The sequence below is a fragment of the Flagellimonas algicida genome (assembly GCF_049629585.1).
GTDB lineage: Bacteria > Bacteroidota > Bacteroidia > Flavobacteriales > Flavobacteriaceae > Flagellimonas.
Genome location: NZ_JBMYIX010000003.1, coordinates 320,117 through 344,995 on the forward strand (window position 1 = coordinate 320,117; position 24,879 = coordinate 344,995).

Sequence of the window (24,879 nt, forward strand, 5' to 3'; positions counted from 1 at the left end):
CGGTTCTTTGTCCTAGGATTTTTCCCGGACCAAAATTTCATCGATCATACCATATTCCTTGGCCTCTTTGGCCTTCATCCAGTAATCTCGATCGCTGTCTTCGTACACTTTTTCAAAAGACTGCCCAGAGTGTTTGGATATGATCTCATACAACTCATCTTTTATCTTGAGCACCTCTTTGGCTGCAATCTCTATATCACTGGCCTGTCCTTGTGCTCCTGATAGAGGTTGGTGGATCATGACCCTGGAGTGGGTTAGGCCACTTCTTTTTCCCTCCTGACCGGCACAAAGGAGTACGGCAGCCATGGACGCGGCAATGCCCGTACAAATGGTGGCAACATCTGGTTTTATGAACTGCATGGTGTCATAAATTCCCAATCCGGCATATACGCTTCCACCTGGGGAGTTAATGTATATCTGGATGTCCTTGGAAGCATCGGCGCTTTCCAAGAAAAGTAACTGTGCCTGCACAATATTGGCCACCTGATCATTGATTCCCGTTCCCAAAAAGATGATGCGATCCATCATCAATCTCGAGAAAACATCCATGGCAATGGCATTCAATTGGCGTTCCTCAATGATGTTCGGGGTCATGTTCACGGGGTACATGCTGCTCATGATGTTGTCATAATGCATGCTATTGATGCCGTGGTGTTGGGTAGCGTATTTTTTGAATTCTTTTCCGTAATCCATGGGATGATGTTGAATTTTTCTTAAAAAAAAGGTGCCGAAAAAACAGCTTTTCGGCACCGTAAAGATACTTAATTTTCTTTTAGCCCAAGATTAGCTGTAGGCTTCCTTGATAAAGTCGTCATAACTGACTTCCTTCACCTTTAGGTTGGCCTTTTCCTTATAGAGGTCCAATAGTTTTTGGCTCATCAGCTGTTCAGAGAGTCTTTTTACCTCGTCCTGGTTGCCCAAAACCCTAGTGGAAATGTTCTCCAACTCCTCCTCTTTGGGGTCCATATGGCCGTATTGTGCCATTTGGGATTTAATGAAGCCTTTGGCAAACTCCTTCAGTTCATCAAACTGAACCTGAAGGTCGTTTTCTTGGATAATTTTGCCTTCAATAAGTTGGTAGCGAAGTCCTTTTTCAGACTTTTCAAACTCTTCCTTGGCTTCATCATCGGTCAAAAGTTTTTCACCGCTGATCTGGATCCATTTTTTTAGGAACTCGGCAGGGAGTTCAAATTTGGTCTCGTCAATAAGCTTTTCAGTGACATCGTTCAGCAGTTTCTGATCGGCTTGTTGCTCAAACTGCTTTTCAGAATCTTCCTTGATACGATCCTTAAGTTCTTTCTCAGAGCTTACATTGTCCTTTCCGAACAATTTATCGAACAGCTCTTGGTCTAGAGCGGCAGGTTCCCTTTCATTGATTTCATCAATGGTGAAGGTTACGTCAATGTTCAATTTTTCAGCCTTGTCCGCACTGATTCCCAATGCACTGGACAACAGGTAATCTTCCTTGAACAATCCTTTTGTGGAAAGGGTTGTGGATTCCCCAACTTTCTTACCCACCAAGGCATCGGTGGCTTTCTTGCTCTTTACCTTGCTAAGTTCAATAGTGGTTTTATGCTCTATTTCCTCTGCTTCGTTGACAAAGGTTCCAGTGATTTCGTCGTTTTTGCCTACTTTGGTTTTGGAAACCAGTTTTCCGTATTGTTTCTGGATACGTTCCACTTGTTCCTCGATCATTTTTTTGTCGGCAACGATCTTGTACTGGGTTACGGCTTTTTTGGTCTTCAACTGAACGTCAAAGTTTGGGGCCAATCCCAATTCAAATTCAAAATCAAGATTTTCGCTGTCCCAATCAAAATTTTCCTGTTGTTTGGGAAGGGGATTGCCCAACACATCCAACTTTTCCTCGGTAAGGTATTTGTTCAGATTGTCTTGCAACAGTTTGTTCACCTCATCCACCAAAACGGCTTTGCCGTACTGCTTTTTGATAAGCCCCATGGGGACCTGTCCTTTTCTAAAGCCAGGGATATTGGCTTGTTTTCTGTAATCATTTAGGATTTTGTCTACCTTCTCCTGATAATCCTCTTTGCTGATTTCGACCTTTACAACTGCATTAAGATTGTCAATCTGCTCTTTAGTAATGTTCATCTCCTACCTATTTGCTATTCAAAAATGGGAGGCAAAAGTAATGCATTTTCCGTTTGGCAGCAACTTTTTAAAGCCTTGAATGCCAAACAAAATGAATTCTATACATCTTCTTTCAGAACAGAGTGTAAAATGGATTGCAAAAACGAGAGCAAAAGGCTAAAAATTAGGGCCCACCAAATACTGGTTACCTGAAACCCATCAATCAGATTGGCGGCTATTAGAATAATGATTGCGTTGATGATCAAGAGGAAAAGACCCAGGGTCACAATGGTGATCGGTAGGGTTAGAATGACAAGTATGGGCTTTACCAAAAAGTTCAGGACACTAAGTACTATGGCGACTATGATTGCGGTCATCATGGAATCCACACCCACGCCGGGCAGGACATAGGAGAGTATGATAACGGCCAGTGCATTCAATAAAAGTCTTAGGATCAATTTCATAGGGTTATGATTTTAGGGTTGAAAAAAGGCACCGTAAAAACGGTGCCTTTAATATAATGAAATTAAATATGGTTCCTTCTTAATTAATGTATAATCCTGTATAATCCAATGGGTTTACGTTAGGTAAATTGGAACCGTATTTGGCGTTGATTGCCGCTGTAAAGGCATTTGCCAGTATTGCGTATCCGCGTGGGGATGGGTGCACGCCATCCAATGAAAATCCACCGCCTGTGGCAAAGGTTGCCGTGACGACACTTCCATCTGTTTGCGGAAAACCGGTGGTCTTTAAATCGTTCAAGAGGGAATTGGCGTCCACGAATGCTAGGTCATAGGCCGTTGCCAATGCTTCAATGGTTTGGTTGTAGGCGGTAAGTGCGGTCTCAACAGAAGCTTGCTCCTCGGGAGTCAGTACCCACTTATCAGCCAACGGCACGGCCACGCCATTGATGGAGGTGGGGTCCGCGGGGTTGGCCAAGGTGCCAATGAAGCTGCTTGAGGTGAGTACCAAAAGATCTTCTGCGGTGGCTTGTCTCATATTGACCAAGCCTGGGTCGACCCCTGTCAAATCAGTAAGGTCTTCATCAAATAGTACCACGGCATTGGTGTCTCCTGCCGAAAAGGAGATGGTTCTTTTGGCTACTTCATCTGCATCTATCAACATAAAGCTTTGTGCCAATAGCAACCCTTGATTATAGGCATTGTAAGCCCCGTTTAACAAAGCGGCTGTAGCTTCATCCAAAGGCACAGGATTGTGGGGAACCGTAGTGAAATAAGGAATATCGGTTACATTGGGGAGATTTGCAATAACGCCCTCGGCTCCGTTTGCCGTCATGGCTTGTAGCATGGCATCAAGGGAACCTGCAAATACATTGGGGTCCGTAATGTCATTTCTGGCATAGCTGCTTGGGTCCAGGTTTCCGGTTTGATCTATCCCAGTACCACCACCAGTGGCATACAAAAGAATGTCATTGGCTCCGGTCCATAGTGAGAAAAAGGTAGCTCCCTGCGCTGCTGCATCCCCAACCACCGTGGCGGTTTCCGAGGAGGAAAAGCGGACAAAATATGGGTTGGCGGCGCCCAAAGCCAAACCTGCCAGGCTACCATAACCAGGTGCCAGTAACTCATAGCTTTTGGAACCAGGGACCCCCATGTTGTTAAAAGAGCCGGATAGCTTATTGGTGATTTCAGTACTTCCTTGTCCGGAAATCGGGGTAGGTGAGGGGCCATCAGCGGTAAAAGCCAAAATCAATCGGTTGCCAATGTCGGGACTTCCATCCATGTTCAGATCCGTTTCACCATTTATGGTAGCACCTCCCAAATTATCCGCCATGTACGGAATCTCAAACGCTCCCCCTCCGACCAAGGCAAAATTAGTGGCCAACATGTTTGGGAAAGAGGCTTCTTGTCCTGCCATGAACAGCGCATTGTCCGAAAAGCCCGCAGTAAGTGAATTTCCTACCGCCACATATTTTGTGAAATCAGCACTTCCGGCAGTGTATTCTATCGGATCTGTTGTTTCCTCGATAATTGGGGTATTGTCTTCACATGAAACCAAGAAAAGGCCCAAGAACGGAAGCAAGGCAAATAACTTTTTCATATCTAAACTGTATTTATTGAGTTAGCTTATGTTAAATTTTGGGTTAAACCGCATTTAATCAAATCTATATCAAAATTGTTATACAGGCAATAAAATGGCTGAAAAAATTATGCATGCATAATAAAAAACCCTCAATTTTAAGAATTCATGAAGTGTAATGTCTTTTCAAAGAATTGTTTGGGGTTTTCCGCATGGAGCCAATGTCCGGCATTGTCCACGGTTTCAATGACGGCTTTTGGGAAGTGTTTTTTGATTTCGGGATAGTCATTGGGGAGGATATATTCGGAGCGATCTCCACGAATAAAAAGTGCGGGTCCATCATAGGAAGCGGTCGCACCAATATTGTCCCCAATTTCTTCCATTTTGTTTTTTAGGACTTCAAAATTGAAACGGAATCCCAATTTTTTGGGTTCAACCCAATGGAGGTTCTTTAAAAGGAACTGCCGAATGCCAAAGTCCTTGAGGTGCAGTGAAAGTGCTTCATCAGCCTCTTTTCTGCTTGTAATTTTTTCGAAATCCAATTGTGCCAATGCATCAACAATGTATTGATGATGGGGTGGATAAAACTTGGGGGCAATGTCCGCAACAATAAGCTTGGTAACGCGATTGGGATGCGATGTGGCGATTTGCATGGCTGTTTTTCCTCCCATGGAATGCCCTAGGATGAGGGCAGATTCAATCTGGTGATGGTCCATGTAGGCAATCACATCACTGGCCAACAGCTCATAGTCGAAATCGGGAGAGTGAAAACTTTTTCCATGGTTTCTCTGGTCAATAAGGTGCACTTGAAACCCATTGTCAGCATATAGACTGCCCAAGGTTTTCCAATTGTCCGACATCCCTAAAAAGCCATGAAGAATAAGTAGGGGAGTGCCTTCGCCCAATATTTTTGAATGCAATGACTCCATTACTTTAATCGGTCTAGATACATGTTCACCACATTTTCAATGCCCAAATAAATGGACTCGCAAATCAGGGCGTGCCCAATGGAAACTTCCAAGAGGTGGGGAATATGTGCTTTGAAATATTTTATGTTGTCCAAGCTTAGATCGTGCCCTGCGTTGATCCCCAGTCCCAATTCATGGGCCATTTGGGCAGCATACACAAAGGGTTTTATGCCTGCTTCTTTGTTGCCTTGGGCAAAATCATGGGCAAAACTCTCGGTGTAAAGTTCAATACGGTCTGTTCCAGTTTCAGCGGCTCCTTGCACCATCTTCACATCTGGGTCCACAAAAATGGAGGTGCGGATTCCGTTTTCCTTGAAGGTTTTGATGACATCGACCAGAAAATCTTTATGCTTTAGAGTATCCCAACCGGCATTGGAGGTAATGGCATCCTCGGCATCTGGCACCAAGGTTACCTGAGTGGGTTTTACCTCAAGCACCAAATCTATGAATTTGGGAATGGGGTTTCCTTCTATGTTGTACTCGGTGGTGACCACTTTTTTAAGGTCACGCGCATCTTGATAACGAATATGGCGCTCGTCCGGACGGGGGTGGATGGTGATGCCCTCCGCACCAAAAGACTCGATATCCTTGGCCGAGGTGATCAGGTTGGGCACATTGCCTCCCCGCGAATTCCGTAAAGTTGCCAGTTTGTTTATGTTAACACTCAACTTTGTCATGAAGTTCTCTTTTAGATGGGCAAAAATAAGAATTAGGCACGCCTTTTGCGATTTAAAATTAGTATTTTGCGCCTAATAGAAATGACATGCAGATTCAGAGCCAGATAATAAACACAGTACCCGTTTTTGAGGTGTCGGAGACCTTGAAGGAAGTCATTCGTTTTTTTGAAGAGACGACCTTCTCCCATGTAGCTGTCACCGAAAATGGAGTCTATTTGGGACTTTTGTCCGCAAATGACCTGGCCTGTTTTGAACCTGAAAAGAAAATTGACGCTTTTAGGTTTGATCTGGAAAGTTTTTTCGTGACCAAGGAAACCTCTTGGTTGGATGTACTGGAAATGTTCTCAAGGAACGAGGCCAATATTCTTCCGGTTTTGGATGAAAACCAAACCATTATTGGCTATTACGACCTTGAGGATGTAGTGAGCCTATTTATTGATACACCCTTTTTCAGTGAACCCGGGGCCATTCTTGTGGTCGCGACCGGCATCAAGGACTATTCCTTTAGTGAAATAGCCCAAATTGTGGAAAGTAACAACGCCCGTTTGTTAGGGGCTTTTATCACGGACTCCCAAAACGATGTAGTACAGATTACCCTTAAAATAGGAGCCCAAGGACTGAATGAAGTGGCCCAGACCTTTAGACGGTACAATTATACCATTGTCTTTGGCAACAGTGATGATCAATTCATGGAGGATCTGAAGCAGCGCTCGGATTATTTGGAAAAATACCTTAACGTTTAGCATGAAGGTCGCTATTTACGGACAAGCTTTTTTGGAAGAGGACAAAACCAGCATGCTGGAGCTTTTGCACGAACTGCAGAAAGTGAATGCAGAGATTTTTGTCGAGAAAAATTTTGATGAACTGGTTTCGGACTGTACTACCGGACGTATTCATGGTACCTATACACAATCCAAAGGATTGGATGCCTCCTTTGATATGTTCATCAGTTTTGGAGGTGATGGGACCATGCTTCGTGCAGTGACCTATATAAAGGACTATGGTATTCCCATTGTAGGTGTAAATACGGGAAGATTAGGATTTCTATCAACATTTAAAAAAGAGAACGTGCGTAAACTGGTCACGGAGTTTGTGGCCGGACACTATACGGTGGAGGAGCGGACCTTGGTGGAAGTGGAGGTGAATCCGGACCTGAACGAGTTCGAGAATCTTAATTTTGCCTTGAACGAGGTTACCGTGAGCCGTAAGGACACGACTTCCATGATCACGGTGGAAACGTATTTGAACGATGAATACCTTACTTCGTATTGGGCAGACGGACTCATTGTTTCCACTCCAACCGGTTCAACGGGATATTCATTGAGCTGTGGCGGGCCGGTCATTGCGCCATCGGCAAAATCCTTGGTGCTCACCCCGATCGCCCCGCACAATCTTAATGCACGTCCGCTGGTCATTTCGGATGACACCCAGATACGCCTCAAGGTTTCAGGCAGGGAGCAGACCCATTTGGTATCGTTGGATTCCAGGATTGCGGATATTCCCAACGGCAAGGAAATTAGGATACGGAAATCGGACTTTACGGTCAAAATGATAGAGTACACATCCGAAAGCTTTCTAAAAACACTTCGAAATAAATTGCTTTGGGGGGAGGACAAACGGAATTGAGCCTCTCACAAACAATAAAAGGAGCTAAAAACTGTTTAACAAGGGAGAATGTATATAACTGTGGGCCTATTGACTTTCCTTTACTTTTAACTTGCGTAATTTTTTGACTGGTATGCGGATAGTTTTGGCTATTTTTCTATGCAGTATGTTTAAACTGGGGGCACAGACCTACGAAGTGGGAATCTTTGCAGGTGGCGCCAATATGGTGGGCGATGTAGGTCGCACAAACTATATCTTGCCTTCGGGCCCGGCTTTTGGAGGTCTTTTTAAATGGAACAAGAGTAAACGGTATGCATGGCGTGCCAGTGTGTTGTATGGGACCTTTACCGCGGACGATTCCAAATCCAGTATGCCTTCCCGGCAACAGCGGGAGTATGAGATGGACAATTCTGTTCTTGAAGCCTCATTGGGGATTGAATTTAACTTTGTGGAGTATAATCTTCACAAACTTGGACCCGCCTTCACCCCCTATCTATACACGGGTTTCAGCTACTTCAGATATGATTTTATGTATTTTGATGCCCTCCAGGTGCAGGATATTAACCAAAAAGAAGGTAGTTTTGCAATTCCAATGACGGTTGGGGCAAAGTATCGGTTAAATCAATTCCTGATTCTTGGTGCCGAAATTGGGGCCAGATATACATTTACGGACAATTTGGACGCAAGTAACCCTGAAGGTTCCAATTTCGAGCAGTTTAGGTTCGGAAATATATTGAGCGATGACTGGTACGTCTTCACAGGTTTTACATTAACGTATACCTTTGGACGAAAACCCTGCCAGGATTGTTTTCAATGACATGCACACGCTAGAGGACGTTAACAAAGACAAACCACTTCCAGAACATGTGGCCATCATTATGGATGGCAATGGCCGTTGGGCGAAACAACGAGGGAAACTTCGTGTATTTGGCCATCAAAACGGGGTGGAGGCCGTGCGTAATACCGTTGAGAATTGTGCCAAATTGCAGATAAAGTGCCTTACACTCTATGCATTTTCCACTGAGAACTGGAACAGGCCCAAAATAGAGGTGGAAACCCTCATGAAACTTCTGGTGTCTTCTTTAAAGAAGGAATTAAAGACCCTTAATAAGAACAATATCAAGCTAATGGCCATTGGGAACATAGATTCCTTGCCCAGTAAGGCCCAAAAAGAACTTTCGGAGGTTATTTCAAAAACAGCGGAAAATACGGGAATGATCCTCACCTTGGCCCTTAGTTATGGCTCCCGGGAAGAGTTGAAAACTGCTGTAAAAGAGATAGCTATCAAAGTTAAAAATAATATAATTTCACCCGAAAATATTGACGAAACCGTTATAAATACACATCTTTACACGCATTTCATGCCAGATGTAGACTTGCTTATCCGTACCAGTGGAGAACGCAGGATAAGTAATTTTTTACTGTGGCAAATTGCCTATGCCGAATTATATTTTATTGATGTATTTTGGCCTGATTTTAGAGAGCATCATTTGGTAGAAGCAATATTAAGTTACCAAAATAGAGAACGACGATTTGGAAAAACTAGCGAACAACTCAGTTAAGGGTAGACAAAATTCCATACTGCAATACCTGAAACTACTCCTTCCCTTATTATTTTTTACCGGCCAGAGCTTTGCCCAGGAAACTTCATTTGAGGATGGAAAACAATACATTTTGGGAGGACTCACCGTTACCGGTCTTCAGAGTTATAATGAACAAACGGTTAAAACGTACACCGGTTTGCGTGTGGGGCAACCCATAACCGTGCCAGGGGACGAGATCAGTGCCGTGATCAAGAAACTGTGGAGCTTGGAGCTGTTCAGTGATGTGGAGATGTATTACACTAAGATAGAGGATGACAAGATTTTCTTGGAATTGAACATTTTGGAGCGTCCCACGCTTTCCAATGTAACTGTTTATGGGGTAAAAAAGAGAAAGGTGCAGAGTATCTTGGATGATACAGACCTTAAAAAAGGGAAGAAAATCACCGAAAGCTTAATCGCCAACACCAAGAACTACCTTCAGAACAAGTACAAAAAGCAAGGGTACCTCAATGCCAAGGTCAATATCGCTACCGTGGCAGACACTTCCGAGGTCAATACCCAGAACATGGTGGTCAATGTCAAAAAAGGAGATAAGGTAAAGATCAGGAGTATTGTTTTTGAAGGAAATGACAAGCTTTCCAATAAGCGTCTTCGCAAGTCGATGAAGAACACCAAAAAGAAAAAGATTTACCGTTTCTGGAAAAAATCAAAATACATCAAGGCCGACTTCAACGAGGATCTTTCCAGTTTGGTGGATGCCTATGCGGAACGGGGATATCGGGATGCACGGGTGCTTTCGGATACCTTTGTGAAAGTCAATGAAAAGAACATCGACCTTAAGATCAAGGTAGAGGAAGGGGACAAGTACTATTTTGGGGATATCAACTTTGTTGGAAATACGGTTTACACGGATAGGCAATTGAGCCAAGTCCTTGGAATCCGTAAGGGACAGACCTACAATGGGGTGTTGCTCAAAAAACGTATTGCGGATGATTCCAAACCGGATGCCGAAGATTTGACGAATCTGTACCAGAACAATGGATACCTGTTTTCCAGCATCAATCCCGTGGAGGTTTCCGCGGTGAACGATACCATAGATTTTGAAATTAGGATCATAGAAGGTAAGGAGACCTTTTTGGATCATGTGAGCGTTGTGGGTAATGATAAGACCAACGACCATGTGATTTTTAGGGAATTGCGAACCCGTCCCGGTCAAAAATACAGCAAGGACAATATTGTTCGTAGTATCAGGGAATTGGGGCAGTTGGGCTTCTTTGATGCAGAACAGATTGTTCCGGACATTCAAAACCCGGACCCCAATGCCGGTACAGTGGACATCCAATATAGCCTAGTTGAAGCGGGATCTAGCCAGATCGAATTGCAAGGTGGTTTTGGTGGTGGAGGTTTCATAGGTACGTTGGGACTTTCGTTCAGTAACTTCTCCTTGAAAAATATTTTTAACGGAGAGGCCTACAAGCCCGTTCCCATGGGAGACGGACAGACCTTTGCACTCCGTTTGCAGGCCAGTAGATCGTTCCGTGTATACAGTTTGAACTTCTCCGAACCATGGTTGGGCGGTAAAAAACCAGTTCGGTTTAACTTGTCCCTATCTAGGACACAGCAGTTTGCCACCGGGTATGATAACCGAGGAAGGATTGATGTACAGAAAGATCGTGGATTCTCTATAACAGGGGTCTCGGCAGGTTTGGCCAAAAGGGTACAATGGCCCGATGATTTCTTCACGGTGTCCCACTCTTTGAGCTACCAGTTATACGATTTTAACGACTACAACCTTGGTCTCTTTAATTTTGGTAATGGTAGTTCCAATGCATTGAGCTATACCTTTGGTATATCCCGAAGTTCACAAGGACCCAGTAGGATTTTCCCGTTGACGGGATCTAACTTTGAGTTGACCGCCAAGTTTACCCCACCGTATTCACTCTTTAGCAACAAGGATTACAAGCAGCTTAAGAACGATATTGAGTCGGCTACCGAAAGGCTTTTTGAAATTGGCACGAATCCTTCCTCCATAGAAGAGCAATTGGAATTTGCCCAATTGAGCGATGAGTTGGAACGAAATGAAGAAGAGCGCTTTAAACTCCTCGAATTCTATAAAGTGAAGTTCAAAGGAGATTGGTATACCCGTTTGGTGGATAAACTGGTGTTGCGTACCAATGCCGAGTTTGGCTTTTTGGGAAGCTATAACCATGACATAGGAGCGGTTCCCTTTGAGCGTTTCTATGTGGGTGGGGATGGCCTTGGAAACTTCACCTTGGACGGAAGGGACGTGGTACAGTTGAGGGGATACGAGAACCAGGCACTTACCCCGTACATTACCAATGCCATTACAGGAAGTCTACAGCAAGATGGGGGTACCATCTACAATAAATATTCTTTGGAACTCCGTTATCCGCTTACCTTGAAACCCTCGGCATCGATTTATGCATTATCGTTTTTGGAAGCAGGAAACGCATTCAACAATTTTAATGAGTTTAATCCGTTTGAATTAAAAAGATCTGCCGGAGTGGGGGTACGTATTTTTATGCCGGCATTCGGACTCTTGGGAATCGATTTTGGATATGGCTTCGACACAGACGCCAGACCACAATCAACAGGACCCAGTGGCTGGCAAACGCACTTCATCATCGGGCAGCAGTTTTAATCTAAGGAAAATAGGGCTTTGCTGATTTTATAAGTAACTTGTTTTGAATTAATTAGTTATTTTGGCACGATATTTTCTATGTAAAAAAGCGGAAACAAAGATGAATACCAAAGTTCTTTTGTCATTAATCGTTTTGATGACTTCCTTTTACGGCTTTTCACAGCGGGGAGTGCGCATAGGATATGTGGATATGGAATATATCCTCGAGAATGTGGAGGAATACAGGGAAGCTACCACCCAACTGGAGGCCAAGGCACAAAAATGGAAGCAGGAAATCGAGCTCAAACAGAGTACGGTTGAGCAGATGAAGAAAGATTTAATGGCGGAAAAAGTCCTTTTAACGGATGAACTCATTGCTGAGCGCGAAGAGGAAATCCAGATTTTGGAAAAGGAAATGTTGGATTACCAACAAGACCGTTTTGGACCCCAAGGGGATTTGGTCTTGCAGAAGCAGTTATTGATTCAGCCCATTCAAGACCAGGTTTTCAATGAGGTGCAGAAAATCGGAGGCAATAAAAGATACGATTTTATTTTTGATAAATCGGCAGATGTTGTAATGTTGTACTCCGAAAAAAGGCACGATATCAGTGACTTGGTCCTACGGGAGATAGGCCGCACAAGAAAAGTGAGCGCTTCCAACAAGAAACAGGAAGAAAGGAACAGGTTGCAGAAGTTCATGGAAGAGGAAGAAGAGGCAGATGATGAGATAAGCGATGCCTTGAGGGAACGCCAAGAGCAGGCAGAAGAGAATCGGGACGCCAAGGCCCAAGCCGCCGAGGATAGGAGGACCGAACAGTTGAAGCTGAGAGAGGAACGCAAGAAAGCCTACGAGGCCAGAAGACAAAAATTATTGGAAGAGCGCGAAGCCAAACGCCAGGCCAAATTGGATGAGCGGAAAAAAGCGCAGGAACAAGAAAAGGATTCAATACAACAATAATATTGAAACACTTAATTTAACATCAAAATAGTAACTTAGAACCATGAGAAATGTAAAAAAGATTGCAGTAGCCCTAGTTTTGTTTGTAGCGGCTACGGGTTTTGTAAATGCGCAGAGCAAGGTTGCCCACATCAATGTGCAACAATTGTTGTCTGAAATGCCGGAGATGAAGGCTGCGCAAGCTGAGTTGAAGAAATTACAGGAAACTTACAGAGCAGATATACAAAGCTCCATGAAAGAGCTTCAAAATAAGTTGACCCAATACCAAAATGAGGCTACCTCAAAAACCAATGAGGAAAACGAACAAAGAGCTCTAGAACTTCAAGGTTTCGAAAAGAATATTCAGGAAGCGGAACAAACCGCCATGCAAGAATTGCAGAAAAAACAACAAGAACTGTTCGCACCCATTTCCGATAAGGCCAAGGCAGCCATAGAAAAAGTTGCCGCAGCACAAGGCTTTGATTATGTAATCGATGCCAGCCCAGGATTGAGCTTGATCGTGGCCAAAGGAAAAGACCTTTTGCCTGCCGTTAAGCAAGAATTGGGATTCTAAGAAATATATTGTCCGAAGAATAAGGATAGACCGCTTTTCCCAAAAGGTAAAGCGGTTTTTTTATGTCAAAACCGCAACAGTGGTTATTTTTAAACATGCAAAGACCTATAGGTATTTTTGACTCAGGGGTTGGGGGCACTTCCATTTGGAAGGAAATCAAAAAGATGCTGCCCAACGAACACACTCTCTATTTGGCGGACAGTGCCAACGCGCCCTATGGTGAAAGATCAAAAGAGGAGATTACCCAATTGAGCATCAAGAATACCGAGTTCTTGTTGGAACACGGCTGCAAGATCATTGTAGTGGCCTGCAATACCGCCACCACCAATGCCATTGATCATCTACGGGCCAATTTTGCAGTTCCATTCATTGGGATAGAACCCGCCATAAAACCGGCCGCCCTTCATACCAAGACCAAAAAGGTGGGGGTTTTGGCCACCAAGGGCACCTTGTCCAGTAGTTTGTTCCACAACACCTCAAAACTGTTTGCAGAGGGGATTACCGTGCTGGAGCAAGAAGGAAAAGGATTGGTGGAACTTATAGAGGCAGGTCAGGTAAATTCCACGGCCATGCAGGAGCTTCTTAAAAGATATCTGGACCCCATGCTGGAACAAAATATAGACTGTCTGGTATTGGGTTGTACCCACTATCCGTATCTGATACCCCTGCTGAAAGAAATGCTTCCCAACCATATCACGATTATTGATTCTGGCGAAGCCGTGGCAAGGCAGACCAAGGCGGTCCTGGAAAAAAACAATCTGTTGCAGCTTACCGAAAGTGCGCCCAGGCACATGCTGTATACCAACAAGGAAACGGAAGTGCTCCAGAAGTTGGTCAATGACCCCAGTGCTCAAGTGGCCTATCTGGATTTTTAACGCTTATAGCTTGGTATAGGTAAGGTAAGTAAAGGCGTACTGGTGCCGATCATCCTTCGGATGATGCTCTTCTTTTACCAGCCTCCATTGATCCGAATCCATTTCAGGAAAAAATGTATCGGCCTCAAAAGTATCGTGTACCCGGGTGAGCTCCATATCCGTGGCAACGGCCATGGACTGTTTATAAATCTCCCCACCCCCAATGATAAAGGCGGTTTCGTTATCATCCACCAAGTCAATGGCCTGTTCAAGCGAATGCACCACCGTACAGGGAAATTTTGGGGTGTAGTTGGTGTCACGGGTAATGGCGATGTGCTCCCGGTTGGGCAGGGCCTTGGGGAAGCTCTCCAAGGTCTTTCGGCCCATAATGATCTTATGCCCCGTGGTAAGGGCCTTAAAACGCTTAAAATCGTCAGGTAGGTGCCACACCAAATCGTTGTCCTTGCCCAAAGCATTGTTTTCGGCGGCCGCGGCTATAATGATGAGTCGCTTCACAGATCTTTTTTTTTATTGATGTTGGAGAGGGGAAAATCGGTCTCGATTTCCTTCTGGATTTCCGAAATGCGTTTTTTCTGGAGTTCCACCAACCGTTCCCGCTGTTTGCGTTCCCAATCCTGCCCCATGAACTTATGGGTCACAAAAACATTGAAGGTGTGCAGCACCAACAAAAAGGCCCAGAATAGAATCGCCCAGACAAACCAATCATAGGCCTCTCCATATTTTAAAATCTTATTGATCAAGATCAAAAACACGCAACCGATCAAAAAAATGACAAAGTGGGAGAACAACCGTTTCTTCTGTTTGATGCGTTTCTGCGCATACTCCAAAAGTTCGTGTTGCTCCACATCTATCTGCGACTTTTTCTTTTTACCAAAGGACAACATGGAATGGCTATCTTTAACAACAAAGATAACGCAATTGTATCCAAAACCTCAGTCATGCAAAGCCTAAGAAAAAAATTCCCCGTGCTCAACCAATGCATCTATGCCAACACGGCCGCAACGGGATTGTTAAGTGAAGATCTAATGGAATGGCGCCAAGGGCACGATCTGGATTACCTGATCGGCGGTAGCGATATGAAGGCGAAGAGTTTTGAGCGTATGCCCCAGATCAAGGATACGGTGGGGAAGTTCTTTCAGTGTAAGGCCGAAAACGTGGCCTTGGTGCCCAACTTCAGTCTGGGGCTCAACATGCTTTTGGAAGGTCTGCCAAAAGACCAAAGGGTTTTGCTCTTGAACAATGACTATCCTTCCCTGAACTGGCCGTTCGAAACACGGAACTTTCCCAGGGAGTATGTAGAGATTGATGAGCGGATGGAAGAACACATCCTTGAAAAAGTAAAAACGGGAAAATTTGATGTCTTGGCCTTGAGCCTCGTGCAATGGATCAATGGCATTAAGATAGACCTCGATTTTTTGAAACAGCTCAAAAAAGACCACCCTGATCTTTTGATCATAGCGGACGGCACCCAATTCTGCGGCACCCAAGATTTTAGTTTTAAGGATTCTGGAATAGATGTTTTGTTGACCAGTGCCTACAAGTGGTTGTTGGCCGGCTATGGTAATGGGTTTGTGCTGGTCAAGGATGGGGCAAAGGACCGATTTGATCTAAAGACCATTGGTAATGGTTCCGTGGACCGGGACGCCTCCAAAAGGGAGAACATTCCGTTTGGGAAGTATTTGGAGCCCGGGCATTTGGATTCCTTTAATTTTGGGAGCCTGCAGTTTTCGTTGGATTTTTTGGACGACATCGGCATGCAACATATAGAATCCCACTTGGACAAACTGTCCCAAAAGGCCAAAACCGAATTTATGGAACTGGATCTCTTGGAAGAGGCTGTTGCAAAACGGCAGGGGCATAGTACCATTTTCAACATAAAGGGAGATGAACGACTTTTCAATAAGCTCAGCAAGGAAGAAGTGGTCTGTGCCCTGCGAGGGAACGGCATCCGGTTGAGTTTTCACTTTTACAATACGGAGGAGGAAATTGAGACGATTGCAAAATTGTTGAAGAACTAAAGCCCGAAATTTCTTTTTGAGAAAATCCATCCACCGATTTTACCAAAAGTGATCTTATGGTTAGGCAGATTTTATCAATATGATAAATCGATGGTAACTTATTGTAAATAAGCGGTTTTATGTATTGCTTTGTCCTGTATTTTAATTTTTAGTACCATGGCAATAAAAAAACAATACCTAAAGAGCAAGCCAGTTTGCAAGGTTACTTTTTCAGTACCTGCAGAAGAGGCCGAGAAAGTTGCGGTAGTGGGAGATTTCAACAATTGGAATCCCAAGGGCAGCACATTGAAGAAATTGAAGAACGGAACCTTCAAGGGAACCTTTGACCTTCCCACAGAGAACGCTTACGAGTTTAGATACATTATAGACGGCGCTTATACCAACGATGAGGAGGCCGATCGTTTCCAATGGAACGATTACGCCGGAGCAGAGAACGCCGTTCTGGAAGTATAACCCATCACGATCACCATTGGGGAGCCCCAACCCTGATGGTGGTTTTTTTTACTTACCAAGCATCACTTCGTGAAGACATAGTCCTTGTAGTTATCTTCCTTATCTGAGAACGAGGTGGTCATTTTCAATCCTGCCTCACGGGCCAGCCAGGCCACAACCTCGTCATCGTATTTTTGTGAAATTTCGGTGTGGATGGTTTCCCAACGTTTGAAGGAAACCTCCAAATCCAAATTTTCTATCCAAACCTCCTGTCCTATTTTTGAGACCAGATAACTTTTGGCGGTTCCCGTCTCAGGGTCATAGACTTCCCAGTGCAGAAAATTGTCCAGCTCAAAATTACCTCCCATTTCTTTGTTGATACGGGCCAAAATGTTCTTGTTGAACGCTTCGGTAATGCCCATTTTATCGTTGTAGGCATCCAGAATGGTCTGCGGGTTCTTTTTCTGGTCGAAACCCATAAAGAGTAAATCCCCTTTGTTGATAGAATTTCTAAGGTTCCCAAGAAACTCCACTGCTTGCGGATGCAATAGGTTGCCAATGTTGGAGCCCAAGAATAGAATCACCTTGCGTTTACCATTGCTGTTTCCAATATCGCGGAGCGTATCAAAATAAGTGCCTTGTATTGGGTTGATCTCCACCTCGGGAATTTCCTCATGCAAAGATTGTTCGAGCTGGTCAAGGGCATTCTGACTGATATCGATGGGCCTATAATCAAACGTAACCCCACTTTTAATAAGATGCCGAAGCAAGATCTTGGTCTTTTTGCCATCCCCGGCCCCCAATTCAAATAGGCTGAAAGCACTCCCATCAGCCTTAAAGAGGTCCACGATCTCATCTTTATGGTTTTCCAGAATGGCAAACTCACAATTGGTAAGGTAATATTCCGGCATGGCCATGATGTCCTGAAAGAGCTTGTCGCCCACCTCATCATAAAAATATTTGGAGGACAGGCGCTTGGGATGTGCCGTGAGACCTTCATACACTTCTTGCTCAAAAATAGAGTTGAACGTGGTTGGAGTTTTTCGCATAATGGATGAGTCGAAATTATTTGGCCAACCTTAATCCAGTGAACTGCCAGCGCAATTGTGGATGGAAAAAATTACGGTAGGTATGCCGTGTATGTTTTTCGGGCGTGGCCACAGAGCCGCCACGAAGCACTTTTTGGCTCACCATGAACTTGCCGTTGTATTCACCCAAGGCACCATCCGGTTTTTGGTAGTTGGGGTAGGGTAGGTAGGCACTTTCTGTCCATTCCCAACGCTTGCCCCAAGGAAAAAATGCCTGTGCCGCCTCCCATTCAAACTCGGTGGGCAGGCGATGGCCCTTCCATTGGGCGTAGGCAAAGGCCTCAAAATAGGAAATATGGGTCACAGGGGTCTCCAAATCCAGTTTTTGAAGCCCTTGGGCCGTGTAGTGGTGCCATTCCCCATCTATTCGGTGCCAATATAGTGGTGACCTTATCTGATTTTGATTGACCCAGTCCCAACCTTCAGCATGCCAAAGATCAAAACGGTCATAGCCCCCATCCAAAATGAACGCTATAAACTCGCCGTTGGTGACCAATTTGTTGGAAATTTCATAGGGTTGAAGATACACCTTGTGCCGCCCCAACTCATTGTCGTAACAAAAAGATTCAGTGGCATGGCCAATCTCATACAGCCCTTCATCAACAGCGATCCAATCTTGCGCATGTACCTCTTTGGGGTGGTCTATAAACTGCTCCAAATAGACCGGCAATAGCGGGTTGTTCCCCAAAATGTATTTGATGTCCGTGAGCAATAACTCTTGGTGTTGTTTTTCGTGATGGATACCGATTTCCAGAACAGCCTGCAGTTCTTCGCTCTGCGGCCCTGAAAAGAAATCCCTGATGGCTTGGGTAACATGGTTTCGGTACTCGTACACCTTTTTTACCGAAGGTCGGGAGAGATTCCCCCGATCGGAACGTACCACCCGTTTGCCCACCGTTTCGTAATAGCTGTTGAAGACAAAGGAAAAATCGGCATGAAATTCCCGGTAGTCCTTGGCGTGCGGTTTTAGGATGAATTCCTCAAAAAACCAAGTAGTGTGCCCCAAGTGCCATTTGGGCGGACTCACATCTACAATGGGCTGTACCACATAGTCCTCAATCTCCAATGGTTGGCAAATGGATTCGGTGTGTTGCCGGGTTTCCAGAAAGAAATCCAACAAGGCATCGGTAAGGATCATAATGGATGTGTTTGCTTAAAGATAAGGAATATGCCCTAGTTCATGGCATGCACGGGAAGGCTAAAACTAAAGGAAGTCCCCTCATTAGGTTTGCTAAATACTTTGATATGGCTATCATGTATCTCCATGATCTTCTTTACAATGGCAAGTCCAAGACCCACCCCTTCTTTTTCCTGCCCCACCTTGGTTTGGCGGTAACGTTCAAAGATCAACGCTTGATTTTCCTTGGTAATGCCCGGCCCTGAATCTTGGATGGTGACCTGCACATGTTTGTTCAAGGTTTCAATCTTAACAGTGACCGTTCCTTGTTCAGGGGTGAACTTTAAGGCATTGTCCATAAGGTTTTGAATGGCGCGCTCCACCAATGAGATGTCCGCAAAGACCAAGGGGATATTATCGGCCATGGACAGTTTTAGGTCAATATTCTTTTGTTTGGCAAGCAACGAATAATTTCTATGGATATCATTGGCCAATTCACTGATGAGAAAAGGTTCTTTTTGAGGTTGGATTTGATTGGCTTCCAATTTGGAGTATTCAAAAAGCTGGGATATGAGTTTGGACAGTTTTTCACTGCTTTTGGAAATTGTGTTGAGGTATTCTTCCCGCTCTTTTTGGGAAAGCGTATGGTCCTTCATGTGCAGCGTTTCAATATATCCTTGGATGATGGATAACGGAGTGCGCAAATCGTGTGAAATATTGGCAATGAGTTCCCGCCGCAACTCTTCCACGGATTTTATTTTTTCAATATCGGCCAGAATGGTATCCGCCATGCTGTTAAAAGTACTGGCCACATTGGCCAAGTCGGTCTTTTCCGCATTCTCTATGCGATATTTTAAATCGCCCTGCTGGAAACGCTTTGCCGCATAAATGATTTTTCTGAGACTTCGGGTAAGGTACCAAATGGCCAGAATGCCCAAAAGGGTCGCAAAGACCAAAGTGAGTAGGGACCCTCCCAACCCCAAACGCATAAAATAGCTGTTGAAGAGGTCACTTCGGGTGGCCAAAAAGTCTTCCCCGGCCAAAATAATATAGATATACCCCTCATGGCCTTCTTTTTTAAAATGTGCCGCTGAAAAGATGGTCTGTTTTTCCAAATCTTTGGGGTCATCACCTAAAATGTAATGGGAACCATTTTCGGCAATGAACCTTTTTATTGGAATAAGGTTCACCCTTTTTTCTTTGGTTTCTGGGGCATCGTGGTCCAGTACTACGGAGTATTGCACGTGCCCTTCGTTATCCAACAAATAGACCTCAATGGCACGGTTAACGGCCATCATATCGTGCATAATGTCCCCAAAAAGAGCTTTGTTCACCGTTCCCGTGGAATCAAAAGGGTGGGTGTCCTTGAATTTTTCATCAATAAGGTCTTGGGCCAGATTGGCATGCAAACGCTGTGTGGTCTCGTTAAAATACTTATTGGAGAGGTAAAAAGAGATAAAAGTATACCCAACACCGGCAAGTACTAAAATTGCCATAAAGGAAAGCATGAGCTTTAGGATGAATCTGGTGGAAAGGATATTGTTTTTCATGATAGGTCGGTTAGATTTTCATGAGTTCTTCATTGAACTTGTACCCTACGCCCCAAGTGGTCAGGATAAACTTTGGATTGCCCATATCGGGTTCTATTTTGGAGCGCAATCGGTTAATGTGCGAGTTCACGGTATGTTCGTATCCATGAAAATCATAGCCCCAGATCATGTTCAACAATTTTGTGCGGTCGTAACTTTTACCGGGATTGGAGGATAGGAGCACCAAGAGTTCAAACTCCTTGGGCGAGAGCTCTATCTTTTTGCCGTCCATGATCACCTTGCGCAGTTCAATGTCTATGGATAGGCTGTCAAAATGCATCAATTTTCCATTCCTTTCCGATACAGGTTCCTTCACCTGCATCTTTTGCCTCCTAAAAATGGCCTTTACCCGTGCAATGAATTCACGCACACTAAAGGGTTTGGTGAGGTAGTCATCGGCACCCACTTCCAATCCCAATACCTTGTCAATTTCCTCGGAACGGGCGGTGAGCATCATTATGGGCGAAGTAACATTGTTGGCCCGTATTTTTTGGCAGATTTCAATACCGTCCATTTCCGGGAGCATCACATCCAGAATAATAAGGTCCGGATGCTCGTTAATGGCTTTTTTAAGACCTAAATCTCCCCTTGTGGCCGACAAGACTTGACAACCTAGATCTTTAAGGTGTATCTCCAAAAGATGGATGATTTCCACATCGTCCTCAACTATCAACACTTTTTTCATGGTAGCACTAATTAAATCACAAAGTATCACAGAATGTTCACCGTTTTCTAAACATTCTATACGGCACGTCCCTTAAAAAGTCTGTTTTTTGCCCCAATCTTTACAAAAACACACTTTTTTTAATGTAAAATATTGATAATCAGCAAGTAAATAATTTTGAATTTTATGTGAGACTTCTGCAACATCTGTGCGGTTCATTTGTGCCATAACCTTAAAAACAGCAATAATGAACAACTTAAAATTTGCATTGATGTTTATGTGCATAGGTGTCTTGGTGGTTTCATGTAGTAATGACGACTCCGAGGTAGTAGAGCCTGTTGTACTTGATGCGGGAACGCTTTCCGGCGGACCTTTTACATTCACTGTTGACGGAACCCCCGATATGGTAAGCGGAGTTGCCTTGGATGCCAGCGGACTGGTGGGCAGCAACAGTGGTTTTGTGATCACGGATGATTCCGATATGATTTTGGGACTTCCCCCAACACTGGAAGCCTTGGAAGGAGTGGATTTTGATGGAGCCGGAGTGGGCGTATGCTTTATTTACCATGTGGTCTATGAAGATGGACTGCAAGGACTGGAAGCCGGTATGAGCCTTAACGACCTCTCTGGGGAGTACGATCTCTCCAATAGTATTATGGTGACCCGGGGCGCCAACCCAAGCGCCAGTTTTACGGTGACCATTGAAAACGTGATCGCCCCCAAGTCGTATTTCAGCACTGGGGCCACCGCGGGAATCCCTCCGGGAGAGTCTGTAGAGTACACCTTTAATGCAGGAATAGGGCACTACTTGAATTTTGCCACCATGCTGGGGCAATCCAACGACCTGTTCTTTGCACCCTACGAAAACGGAATCCGACTGTATGATGAGGATGGCGTTGCCAAAACAGGGGACGTAACCTATCTGGTTGCCTTGTGGGATGCCGGGACCGAGGTGAACGAAGAGCCCGGTGTTGGACCCAACCAAGCCCCAAGACAGCCCGAACCCGATACCGGAATGGACGAAAACGGAACCGTGGAGTTGATTGAAAACATAGCTGATGGATTCACCTATCCTGAAGTAGACAGTATGATCAAGGTAGAACTTTCCCATGACGGAGGTACCGAGTTTACCTTGACCATTCACAATATTTCCAATGAGTGCAGTTTGGTTTCGCCGTTTGCACCCGGTGCCTGGGTAGTCCATGGAGCTGATAAAACCCCATTCTTTGAAGAAGGGATGGCGGCCTCCGAAGGGCTGGAGCGAATGGCCGAGGACGGCAACAACGAAATCACCGTTATGGAGTTGGATGAAAACAGCGGGTATGTATCCCCGTTTGCGCCCGGAGCTTTTGGCATAAACAACCCGGTTTTTGAAGAAGGCGTGGCTTCTACCGAGGCTTTTGAGGCCTTGGCGGAGGATGCCGACCCTTCTGGATACGATAATATTTTCAACACGCCGGTGGGGGCAGCGGGCCCTGGACCAATCTTCCCCGGGGATTCCTTCAGTTTTGAGTTCACTGCCGAAAACGGCGACATGCTCTCGTTTGCCTCCATGTTGGGACAGTCCAACGATTGGGTAGTGGGAACCGAAGGCATTGCCCTGTTTGAAAACGGGACTCCAATTTCTGGCGACATCACCTTGGAACTCAGTATTTATGATTCCGGGACCGAAGTGGACCAATATCCGGGAGCCGGAGCGGACCAAGCCCCACGACAAAGCGGACCTGATACGGGAGCTGAAGAAAATGGTCTGGTGGCCGAGGAGACCGAGATAGCGGACAATGTTCCCTCCATTGAACACTTGGTACGAGTGACCATCACCGTCAATTAATTGCTATGTGAAAGGGAATGTCACATGTAGGTTGACCGGTTGGTCGGAGCGCCCAAACAAAGTTTGGGCGTTCTTTGTTATTATGGTAAAGCTGAAATGTCAATGACGGGCCAAAAGGCTGTTGATCTCTCCCCAAGTGATCAATTTGATGCCGTTTTCTTCAATTTTCGATTTTACCGCCTCACTGGTGAAGGTATCAAAATCAATCTGTCGCCATGCCGAACCAAAATTCGGATGGTTTATGGTGATGCCCTGCATCTCGCGGTCATCAAAAGCGGTATGGATCAAGATCACATTGAGACCTTCCGCCAAATTATCCAAGATGTCCATGTACTGATTGCCCAATTGTCCTTTCTCAAAATGGTCATAGGAACCCAAATGCACTTGGTCCACCAGAAAATCACCTTCCTGAATGATGGTATTGGGGTCTAGTCCCACCATGCTAAGGAGTTGTGCATTGACCTGTACGGGGAGGTTATATTTTTTGCCAAGCTCCCGGTACACTTCAAAAAATGCAGAATCCGAACCCACGCTGTACATATGGGAATCAATATGGGTGGGCCGTAATCCATAGGACAAAGCTTTTTCGATCTGTGCGGAAAGCTCTTTGGCCACTTCAGTAGCGGACGCATGTTTTTTAAGAACATCCCTCTTTTTGGGGAAATGCCCATTTTCATCCACCAAACTGGGAACCTCATGGACGGGCAGTACGGGGCCAAACTTGTAATTTTCCCATTCGCAGGTCAGGGTAAGGTGCACGCCATGGTCAAATTGGGGGTGTGTTTTGGCAAAAAGCGCCATTTCATGGAACCACGGGCAGGGCACCATGATGCTATAGGAATTTACGGATCCGGTGGAAAGGGCCTGTATGGTGGCCTGGTTTTCGGAATGGGACAATCCGGCATCGTCTGCATGGATGATCAACAGTTTGGTCCCTTTTGGGAAACCAAGCATCTGGGCTGTGTTCATATGGGCAAAGGAAATTGTAAAGGTCGATTATCTGGAGAGATAAAGGTACTGAATTTTGAAATTGGGAAAGGTGTACAAACATAGTTTGGGCGCTCTTTTTGGTAAAGACCGTGTGCTCTTGGACAAATTTTCTTCGTGAATACAAGAATCAATGGTTTTGATCTTGAAAATTGAAGAGCTCCTCAAGTTCCACGGTGCCCCAATCTTTATTTTGATCAATAAAATCTTTGATTGTGGCAATATGACTGGCGCCAAGCAAGAGTACAATGCGCTGGTCGTTCTTTTGGGTGGCCTTTTGTGCAAGGGACCACATGTACAGATTTCGCTTGTGCCATTCCGCGGCAAGGTAAGGGCCAATAAAGTTGGTCTGGTCACCCACCAAAAGCGGGGTCTGGGTATGGAATTTATTGCTCAACTGTCGCATTTCTTCCGTATTGAGGTAGTAGGTGAGCTCCAACAAAGAACTACCAGATTCAATTTTTTCATCAAACACTTGGGTAAACTGTTGTATACCCTCACTGAACTCTTTTTCCAGAATTTTTTGTTTTTGGGTGGCCACTACGGTCATTACACTATCAAAAGGAAATTCGGTGTTGTTGTAATCTATGGCGGTTACCTTGGGCAGTCCAATTTTTTTTGCCGTGCGGAACGCCAATTGAAAGATTTCATTTTTTAAATAGAAGTTGGAAAGGCTGTCGTTGGAAAAATAACGGTCCTCTAGGTACAGTTGGTATAGGGAGTCCAGTTCTGATTGTTCATCGTAGGGCCATTCCACAAAAACCCTATCGGGGGCAAAGTCCTTGATTTTTTCCGAAATTTCTTCCAATTGATCTTGGGCGGCGGAACCCATAATATCAAAATTCTTGGTCTTGGCCACATCCGCACCGGGATTGTTGTAGTGGAATGTGCCAATGATCAGGGCTTGTTTTGTTTTAGGAGCTTGTTGGCTTTTAGGCTTTTCGGTAGGGGTGCTGCAATTTGCCAAAGACAACGCGGCGGCAAAAGCCCATAGAATTTTTAGGGTCATGGTAGTGCTGTTTTTTGTAAAGATAAGGGGGGTGAGGTTTTGTTACAGTTGCGTGGTTGGCCAAACTGCATTCTTGGTACATTCTATCTGAACGGACGGTTTACTTTTTAAAACTGAAAAGCTCCTTAAGATCAATATCAAGGGCATGGGCAATGGTGTGCAGCGTGTAAGTGTTGGCGGAAATTTTAGTTTTTTTTG

Annotated in this window: 25 protein-coding genes; 11 read left to right on the forward strand and 14 right to left on the reverse strand. The window is 44.8% G+C overall.

What is annotated here, in order from left to right; genetic code table 11:
• Positions 1 to 12 precede the first annotated feature (12 nt).
• From clpP to ACPD8L_RS15270, 6 genes are all read right to left on the reverse strand, one after another.
• Positions 13 to 693 carry an ATP-dependent Clp endopeptidase proteolytic subunit ClpP gene (gene clpP / locus ACPD8L_RS15245; RefSeq protein WP_116217273.1) on the reverse strand — a complete coding sequence of 227 codons (681 nt, stop codon included), beginning with the start codon at positions 691 to 693 and terminating at the stop codon, positions 13 to 15.
• Between the two features lie 90 nt (positions 694 to 783).
• Positions 784 to 2,106 carry a trigger factor gene (gene tig / locus ACPD8L_RS15250; protein ID WP_421810873.1) on the reverse strand — a complete coding sequence of 441 codons (1,323 nt, stop codon included), beginning with the start codon at positions 2,104 to 2,106 and terminating at the stop codon, positions 784 to 786.
• A 98-nt stretch (positions 2,107 to 2,204) separates the two neighbouring features.
• Positions 2,205 to 2,549, reverse strand: a complete 345-nt coding sequence (locus tag ACPD8L_RS15255) for a phage holin family protein (RefSeq protein WP_116217275.1) — start codon at positions 2,547 to 2,549, stop codon at positions 2,205 to 2,207.
• Between the two features lie 79 nt (positions 2,550 to 2,628).
• A complete protein-coding gene (locus ACPD8L_RS15260) occupies positions 2,629 to 4,146 on the reverse strand; it encodes an SGNH/GDSL hydrolase family protein (protein ID WP_423944313.1) in 1,518 nt (505 codons plus the stop codon).
• Between the two features lie 137 nt (positions 4,147 to 4,283).
• Positions 4,284 to 5,054 (reverse strand): alpha/beta fold hydrolase, encoded by a 771-nt coding sequence (locus ACPD8L_RS15265; RefSeq protein ID WP_421810875.1) that lies wholly within the window; start codon positions 5,052 to 5,054, stop codon positions 4,284 to 4,286.
• On the reverse strand, positions 5,054 to 5,770 hold the full coding sequence (locus tag ACPD8L_RS15270; RefSeq protein ID WP_423944316.1) for a pyridoxine 5'-phosphate synthase: 717 nt from the start codon (positions 5,768 to 5,770) through the stop codon (positions 5,054 to 5,056). The genes ACPD8L_RS15265 and ACPD8L_RS15270 overlap by 1 nt, the downstream gene beginning before the upstream one ends.
• Before the next feature lie 86 nt (positions 5,771 to 5,856).
• Between ACPD8L_RS15270 and ACPD8L_RS15275 the strand changes: the two genes are divergently transcribed.
• The 8 genes from ACPD8L_RS15275 to murI all read left to right on the forward strand — a co-directional run bounded on the left by ACPD8L_RS15275 (position 5,857) and on the right by murI (position 13,946).
• A complete protein-coding gene (locus ACPD8L_RS15275; RefSeq protein WP_423944318.1) occupies positions 5,857 to 6,513 on the forward strand; it encodes a CBS domain-containing protein in 657 nt (218 codons plus the stop codon).
• A gap of 1 nt (position 6,514) precedes the next feature.
• A complete protein-coding gene (locus ACPD8L_RS15280) occupies positions 6,515 to 7,396 on the forward strand; it encodes an NAD kinase (RefSeq protein WP_116217280.1) in 882 nt (293 codons plus the stop codon).
• A 112-nt stretch (positions 7,397 to 7,508) separates the two neighbouring features.
• Complete coding sequence (gene porG, locus ACPD8L_RS15285) at positions 7,509 to 8,192, forward strand: type IX secretion system protein PorG (protein ID WP_116217281.1); 684 nt, start codon at positions 7,509 to 7,511, stop codon at positions 8,190 to 8,192.
• 1 nt (position 8,193) lies between these two features.
• Positions 8,194 to 8,937, forward strand: a complete 744-nt coding sequence (locus ACPD8L_RS15290; protein ID WP_423944635.1) for an isoprenyl transferase — start codon at positions 8,194 to 8,196, stop codon at positions 8,935 to 8,937.
• Entirely contained in the window at positions 8,909 to 11,581 is a 2,673-nt protein-coding gene (locus ACPD8L_RS15295) for a BamA/OMP85 family outer membrane protein (protein ID WP_423944323.1), read from the forward strand. Before ACPD8L_RS15290 ends, ACPD8L_RS15295 begins: the two co-directional genes overlap by 29 nt.
• Before the next feature lie 100 nt (positions 11,582 to 11,681).
• On the forward strand, positions 11,682 to 12,518 hold the full coding sequence (locus ACPD8L_RS15300; RefSeq protein ID WP_116217284.1) for an OmpH/Skp family outer membrane protein: 837 nt from the start codon (positions 11,682 to 11,684) through the stop codon (positions 12,516 to 12,518).
• 43 nt (positions 12,519 to 12,561) lie between these two features.
• A complete protein-coding gene (locus ACPD8L_RS15305; protein ID WP_293303006.1) occupies positions 12,562 to 13,071 on the forward strand; it encodes an OmpH/Skp family outer membrane protein in 510 nt (169 codons plus the stop codon).
• 95 nt (positions 13,072 to 13,166) lie between these two features.
• Positions 13,167 to 13,946, forward strand: coding sequence for a glutamate racemase (gene murI, locus ACPD8L_RS15310; RefSeq protein WP_423944327.1), 780 nt, complete (start codon positions 13,167 to 13,169; stop codon positions 13,944 to 13,946).
• A gap of 3 nt (positions 13,947 to 13,949) precedes the next feature.
• Here murI and ACPD8L_RS15315 read toward each other — a convergent pair whose 3' ends face one another.
• The gene (locus tag ACPD8L_RS15315) at positions 13,950 to 14,441 is read right to left on the reverse strand and encodes a dihydrofolate reductase (protein WP_421810880.1); all 492 of its coding nucleotides are present in this window, start codon (positions 14,439 to 14,441) and stop codon (positions 13,950 to 13,952) included.
• Positions 14,438 to 14,830: a 2TM domain-containing protein gene (locus tag ACPD8L_RS15320; protein WP_116217288.1), complete on the reverse strand. Its 393-nt coding sequence runs from the start codon at positions 14,828 to 14,830 to the stop codon at positions 14,438 to 14,440. Before ACPD8L_RS15320 ends, ACPD8L_RS15315 begins: the two co-directional genes overlap by 4 nt.
• 54 nt (positions 14,831 to 14,884) lie before the next feature.
• Here ACPD8L_RS15320 and ACPD8L_RS15325 point away from each other — a divergent pair, with 54 nt between their 5' ends.
• Entirely contained in the window at positions 14,885 to 15,964 is a 1,080-nt protein-coding gene (locus ACPD8L_RS15325) for an aminotransferase class V-fold PLP-dependent enzyme (RefSeq protein ID WP_423944331.1), read from the forward strand.
• A gap of 156 nt (positions 15,965 to 16,120) precedes the next feature.
• Entirely contained in the window at positions 16,121 to 16,417 is a 297-nt protein-coding gene (locus ACPD8L_RS15330; protein WP_293302996.1) for an isoamylase early set domain-containing protein, read from the forward strand.
• A 62-nt stretch (positions 16,418 to 16,479) separates the two neighbouring features.
• Here ACPD8L_RS15330 and egtD read toward each other — a convergent pair whose 3' ends face one another.
• Genes egtD through ACPD8L_RS15350 form a run of 4 tightly spaced genes read right to left on the reverse strand, consistent with a single transcriptional unit; the run spans position 16,480 to position 20,875 of the window.
• A complete protein-coding gene (egtD, locus tag ACPD8L_RS15335; protein WP_423944334.1) occupies positions 16,480 to 17,445 on the reverse strand; it encodes an L-histidine N(alpha)-methyltransferase in 966 nt (321 codons plus the stop codon).
• 16 nt (positions 17,446 to 17,461) lie between these two features.
• On the reverse strand, positions 17,462 to 18,622 hold the full coding sequence (egtB, locus tag ACPD8L_RS15340; protein ID WP_423944336.1) for an ergothioneine biosynthesis protein EgtB: 1,161 nt from the start codon (positions 18,620 to 18,622) through the stop codon (positions 17,462 to 17,464).
• Between the two features lie 35 nt (positions 18,623 to 18,657).
• Positions 18,658 to 20,151: an ATP-binding protein gene (locus tag ACPD8L_RS15345; RefSeq protein ID WP_423944339.1), complete on the reverse strand. Its 1,494-nt coding sequence runs from the start codon at positions 20,149 to 20,151 to the stop codon at positions 18,658 to 18,660.
• Between the two features lie 10 nt (positions 20,152 to 20,161).
• A complete protein-coding gene (locus ACPD8L_RS15350) occupies positions 20,162 to 20,875 on the reverse strand; it encodes a response regulator transcription factor (RefSeq protein ID WP_423944341.1) in 714 nt (237 codons plus the stop codon).
• 226 nt (positions 20,876 to 21,101) lie between these two features.
• Between ACPD8L_RS15350 and ACPD8L_RS15355 the strand changes: the two genes are divergently transcribed.
• On the forward strand, positions 21,102 to 22,685 hold the full coding sequence (locus tag ACPD8L_RS15355; RefSeq protein WP_423944344.1) for a spondin domain-containing protein: 1,584 nt from the start codon (positions 21,102 to 21,104) through the stop codon (positions 22,683 to 22,685).
• Positions 22,686 to 22,784: 99 nt separating this feature from the next.
• Here the strand turns inward: ACPD8L_RS15355 and ACPD8L_RS15360 are convergent, their stop codons facing one another.
• Both ACPD8L_RS15360 and ACPD8L_RS15365 read right to left on the reverse strand, forming a co-directional pair.
• Positions 22,785 to 23,654: a polysaccharide deacetylase family protein gene (locus ACPD8L_RS15360; RefSeq protein WP_423944346.1), complete on the reverse strand. Its 870-nt coding sequence runs from the start codon at positions 23,652 to 23,654 to the stop codon at positions 22,785 to 22,787.
• A gap of 148 nt (positions 23,655 to 23,802) precedes the next feature.
• Positions 23,803 to 24,681 (reverse strand): DUF5694 domain-containing protein, encoded by an 879-nt coding sequence (locus ACPD8L_RS15365; RefSeq protein WP_423944349.1) that lies wholly within the window; start codon positions 24,679 to 24,681, stop codon positions 23,803 to 23,805.
• Positions 24,682 to 24,879 lie beyond the last annotated feature (198 nt).